General features: G+C 30.3%; 7 protein-coding genes and 1 pseudogene. 5 read left to right on the plus strand and 3 right to left on the minus strand.

Features of this window, described 5'->3' with window-relative positions; translation table 11 throughout:
• Positions 1-283 precede the first annotated feature (283 nt).
• From HMPREF9144_RS13905 to HMPREF9144_RS12370, 4 genes are all read left to right on the plus strand, one after another.
• Positions 284-412, plus strand: a complete 129-nt coding sequence (locus tag HMPREF9144_RS13905) for a hypothetical protein (RefSeq protein WP_257009658.1) — start codon at positions 284-286, stop codon at positions 410-412.
• 23 nt (positions 413-435) lie between these two features.
• Positions 436-1,089 (plus strand): hypothetical protein, encoded by a 654-nt coding sequence (locus HMPREF9144_RS12360; protein WP_006046478.1) that lies wholly within the window; start codon positions 436-438, stop codon positions 1,087-1,089.
• A gap of 252 nt (positions 1,090-1,341) precedes the next feature.
• The gene (locus HMPREF9144_RS12365) at positions 1,342-1,995 is read left to right on the plus strand and encodes a DUF8309 domain-containing protein (protein WP_006046479.1); all 654 of its coding nucleotides are present in this window, start codon (positions 1,342-1,344) and stop codon (positions 1,993-1,995) included.
• 396 nt (positions 1,996-2,391) lie between these two features.
• Positions 2,392-2,694 carry a hypothetical protein gene (locus HMPREF9144_RS12370; protein ID WP_112316903.1) on the plus strand — a complete coding sequence of 101 codons (303 nt, stop codon included), beginning with the start codon at positions 2,392-2,394 and terminating at the stop codon, positions 2,692-2,694.
• A 21-nt stretch (positions 2,695-2,715) separates the two neighbouring features.
• Here HMPREF9144_RS12370 and HMPREF9144_RS13440 read toward each other — a convergent pair.
• Positions 2,716-2,853: pseudogene (locus HMPREF9144_RS13440) on the minus strand (IS5/IS1182 family transposase); the annotation flags it as partial.
• Between the two features lie 580 nt (positions 2,854-3,433).
• Between HMPREF9144_RS13440 and HMPREF9144_RS12375 the strand changes: the two are divergent.
• The gene (locus HMPREF9144_RS12375) at positions 3,434-3,844 is read left to right on the plus strand and encodes a hypothetical protein (RefSeq protein WP_006046482.1); all 411 of its coding nucleotides are present in this window, start codon (positions 3,434-3,436) and stop codon (positions 3,842-3,844) included.
• A gap of 18 nt (positions 3,845-3,862) precedes the next feature.
• On the opposite strand, the gene HMPREF9144_RS12380 is transcribed toward HMPREF9144_RS12375, so the two are convergent.
• The gene (locus HMPREF9144_RS12380; protein WP_006046483.1) at positions 3,863-4,234 is read right to left on the minus strand and encodes a DUF4113 domain-containing protein; all 372 of its coding nucleotides are present in this window, start codon (positions 4,232-4,234) and stop codon (positions 3,863-3,865) included.
• A gap of 118 nt (positions 4,235-4,352) precedes the next feature.
• Positions 4,353-4,508, minus strand: a complete 156-nt coding sequence (locus HMPREF9144_RS13445) for a hypothetical protein (protein WP_006046484.1) — start codon at positions 4,506-4,508, stop codon at positions 4,353-4,355.
• Positions 4,509-4,526 lie beyond the last annotated feature (18 nt).

Consider the following 4,526-nt stretch of genomic DNA (forward strand, 5'->3'; position numbering starts at 1 on the left):
ATAATATTTATATTGTACGTATTCAAACAAAAGTGCACAACTTGACCTCCAATTAAGTTTTGGGTTTTAGTTATAATTATTAATAAAAAAGTATATTTGCACTATGACAACAAAAAGAATTTTTGATAATAAAACAATGAAATATCAGAGTAAATAACTACATTTGCAGTTGTGCACTTTTATTTTACAACGTACAATAAAGACAAAATTATTTCTGTACAAAATTCAAAATCGATAGAACAGGGCGTAAGTAAATTTGGAAATCGAAGGGGGAACTTTTATTATGATATCTAAAGAAGGAGTTAGCTATTCTGGACATGTAAGCATTTATAATGGGAAAGAAGTAGTAGGCGGTAATAGTAATATGCATGTAAGTCAGGCTAAAGTTGTATACCTTTATGTAGCTGATTAAACAAAAAAGAAAGGAAGAAAACAATGAAAAATGTATTTTTTTTATTGCTGATTTTGCAATATTCAGTTTGTGTATATGCACAGAGTGTCTGTGCTCCTAAAATAGAACTTAGGGTGCACTTGAAATCTCTTTTAGAAAAGGATACATTAGCTTATGAACACTTTTTAATGCTTAAAAGAGTTATTTGTAGAGATAATTATAAAGACATTAATGAATTAAGAAGAGGAAACAACAAACAATTTAAACTACAAAATGCAAATAGCTTATGTGATAAGCTACGCGAAAAAGGATATCTGTTTTTTTTCGTGATAGATAAAGATAAATTGCTTAATATAATTACGAGTAAATGTGGGCAAGAGATGATAAATAGCAGGAATAATCTTTCTGATGATTTTTTACTTCTTGACGATAGAAATCTTATTAGTGAGGCAGTTAGTTTCCCAAGCGATTATAATAGGAAAATATTTTTTGATATAATTTCTGATTATGCAAACTATTACTCTTGTTTTGATTACTGGAAGACAGGTGAAAATGATCAAAGAATTATAGAACAGATTTTGAAAAGGTATCCGTACATAACAAAAATGTGGTATAAACAAACTCCCATAGAGGATATTGTTTTACCAGGAACAATTGATAATGCGAGTAATACTCCAAATCGGGAGTTATCCCAATAACTACCTGATTCTTAAAGAATGAGCATTAAGATTCAAAATATGATGTCATACACTCTAAAATATGACGTCATAAATAAAAGAGTAAAAAACGTGGTACGAAAACGCAAGCCACAATAGAGATAGAGAACAGAATGTATAATATTAAAACTACAAGTCTATGGTTGTACGTTGTCAAACAAAAATGCACAACTTGACCTCCAATTAAGTTTTGGGTTTTAGTTATAATTATTAATAAAAAAGTATATTTGCACTATGATAACAAAAATGATATCTTGGAAAGAAAATAAAATAATATCCATACAATTAAGAAATGGTGTCTATGTCTTAGGGCAAATGATAAAGAAGCCTTACCTCATATTCTTTAAAGTGTATAGTAACGATGGTACGTGGAATATAGACACATTATCTGTAGATGATATATTGTTTTGTCATGCAGTAACAAGGCAGTTCCTCAAGTTAAGTCAAATAAAAGATGTAAATGGCATTCATGGTTTAGAAGGCTACGGACAATTATTTAAGTTCTGGATAATTTCAGGTGAGTTCGAAAGAATGACATTTTGGAAAGGAACGAAGAACGAAAGAACATTTATTACAGCAGGATTACATAATTGTTTGTTAGTTGAGAAAGATATACAAGAGGATTCTAAAAATACTCATCTTTCTGGTATTTATAAGAAAGAAATCCGTAAACTAACTGTCAAAGATTATGATTCTGTTAAAGCGTATGAACTAACAACTATAGAAATATACCCGAACTTAAATGAAAGGTTATATTTATGCTATAAATTAAAGAAAAATGTCGATCCAGAGAAAGATATAATGTTCAGACAGCAAATTCCTTTGGAGTATAAAACATATTTAGATATAATATCAGGAGTTGTTCCTTTATCAGATTTAGGATATTAAAGAATTTGATTATTGAAACAACACACGATAAGCCTGAATTATATAGAACCTTATAAGATTAGTGATAAAGCAAAATTCAATCAACAAAAGAATTTTTGATAATAAAACAATAAAATATCAGAATAAATAACTACATTTGCAGTTGTGCACTTTTGTTTGACAACGTACATTCTCGCTATGTTACCAAGAAAAATGTTGACGATGCATATTGGAGTAATTGGGGGAATTATCGTAATAATAGAGCTGTAAATGTTTATGTTGGAAAAGATGGGGATTTTTAATATCCTTTTTGCAACTACACTATGTACATTCGTGAGTTGCCAAACAAACAAATCTAGAAATTCTGTAGTACATATAGATTCTTTAGTGTCCTATAATACAGAAACTAAAATTAATATGTATGAAGATATATGGAAAAAAGATAGTTGTGGATGTTTGAAAATGCGAACAGCCCAAATGGCAGATAGCATTATTATAAATAATCATCTCATTGGTAAAGACACCCTTGCATTTATAGCACACATGGGTAAATACAATAAAAAAGAAAATAATCAGGAAGGGTTCATTTTAATATATTACATTAAATCAACTTGTTTAGATGGTGCGATTGATGACAATGCCGACAAATCATGGATAAGGTTCTCTTTTACTAATGATGGTAAATTAAAAAATATACCTGAAGAGATTGTAATAGAATAATGAAGACTATTTAGTCGTCCCTTAAAAACTATATTTCAGTATAAAGCTTGTATTGACAAGCTCTATGCTGATTCTTTTTATAAGGTACAAAAGAACTCTCATAGCTCTTTTGAAGTTATATGCTGCCGCAGCTAATAATACATTGATAGCATCTCCTCTAAAGAAGAGAACATAGAGAGCTGTTTGGATGTACGTTTAAGCATAAATATCTGCAAGAATTATAGTGTAAAGGTACAAAAACTTGCAGATATTTGCAAATAATTTATAACATAATATACTATGAATCAGCGGAATATTAGGCTTTTAAGAGTGGACTTTTTAGATATAATATCAGGAGTTGTTCCTTTATCAAATTTAGGATATTAAAGAATTTGATTATTGAAACAGCACACGATAAGCCTGAATTATATAGAACCTTATAAGATTAGTGATAAAGCAAAATTCAATCAACAAAAGAATTTTTGATAATAAAACAATGAAACATCAGAATAAATAACTACATTTGCACTTGTGTACTTTTGTTTGACAACGTACACAAGAATATGAGGTCTTTCGCCATAAACAAGATGTAGAATATATATCTGATTTCGATAAAGAAATAAAACGATTAAAAGGAGAAAAATAGTTTTATATAAAACACTTAGGTATCATTTAATGTATCACTCTTTACTTTCTTCCAGAGTATTGCAGAAGAGAAATAAAAAATTGCTACGAACATTTATAACAAAATAGGAATTGTATGAAAAAAACTGCCCTCACCTTTCTCATGTTAATATCATCTATCACTATGATAGCCCAAACTAAAAAATACTATTGCGAAGTCAAAGGTATTGAAAAAGAACTATCAGCTGGATTAAAAATTGTTTTTGATTTTGGAAACAATCCCGTGTACTCTGCATGGGGTGGACTCAAAAACAAACAAAAATTAGTTGATGAAAAAGGAGAAGAAATCCCATTTAACAGTATGGTTGATGCAGGTAATTATATGTCTAACAAAGGTTGGACTTTCGTTCAAGCATATACATCTATTTATGAGTCTAAATCTATAATTCATTGGATATTCTACAAGGAGGCAACAAGTCCAAAGGAAGCCGTTAAGGGAATAATGACTAAAGATGAATACAACAAAGCAAGTAAGGTAGAAGAATAGAAAGTCGTAATAAAATTTTTATATCTTGATAGTCATTATTTCGTTGATTTCTGTAAGATAATTTGGAGTTCGTTGTTCACATTTGGTTGTCCACTTTTGGTTTTCCACACCTTCTACCCCCAGTAAAATGGTTTTTGTTCCATAACGTTGGTTGATTTTATCTATCAGTTGCATTAAATGATGCCGTTCGGGACGATTAGGAATAGGGTCGAAAAGATATTGTGTAACAACTTTGTTAGAAGATATATCGCCAAGAATTACTCCCGACTTCTTATATTGTATACCTGGACGATAGAGTTCTTTAAGAATTGTAATGGCTGTATTGGTAATTTCAAGTGTATCGGCTGTTGCAATGGGCAATGTATGGGTAAGAATATTGTACGTTGTCAAACAAAAGTGCACAACTTGACCTCCAATTAAGTTTTGGGTTTTAGTTATAATTATTAATAAAAAAGTATATTTGCACTATGACAACAAAAAGAATTTTTGATAATAAAACAATGAAATATCAGAGTAAATAACTACATTTGTAGTTGTGCACTTTTGTTTGACAACGTAAACGACCGAAAGCGTCATAGACATTGCGTCCGCTGACAATCATTACGGTCTCGTCTTTCGGAGCACTACCCTTGGCAGCTGTCGTTACCACACCGTCTTTCTTCACCTGAACTTTGCTGATTCA

The sequence above is a fragment of the Prevotella pallens ATCC 700821 genome (assembly GCF_000220255.1).
Classification (GTDB): domain Bacteria; phylum Bacteroidota; class Bacteroidia; order Bacteroidales; family Bacteroidaceae; genus Prevotella; species Prevotella pallens.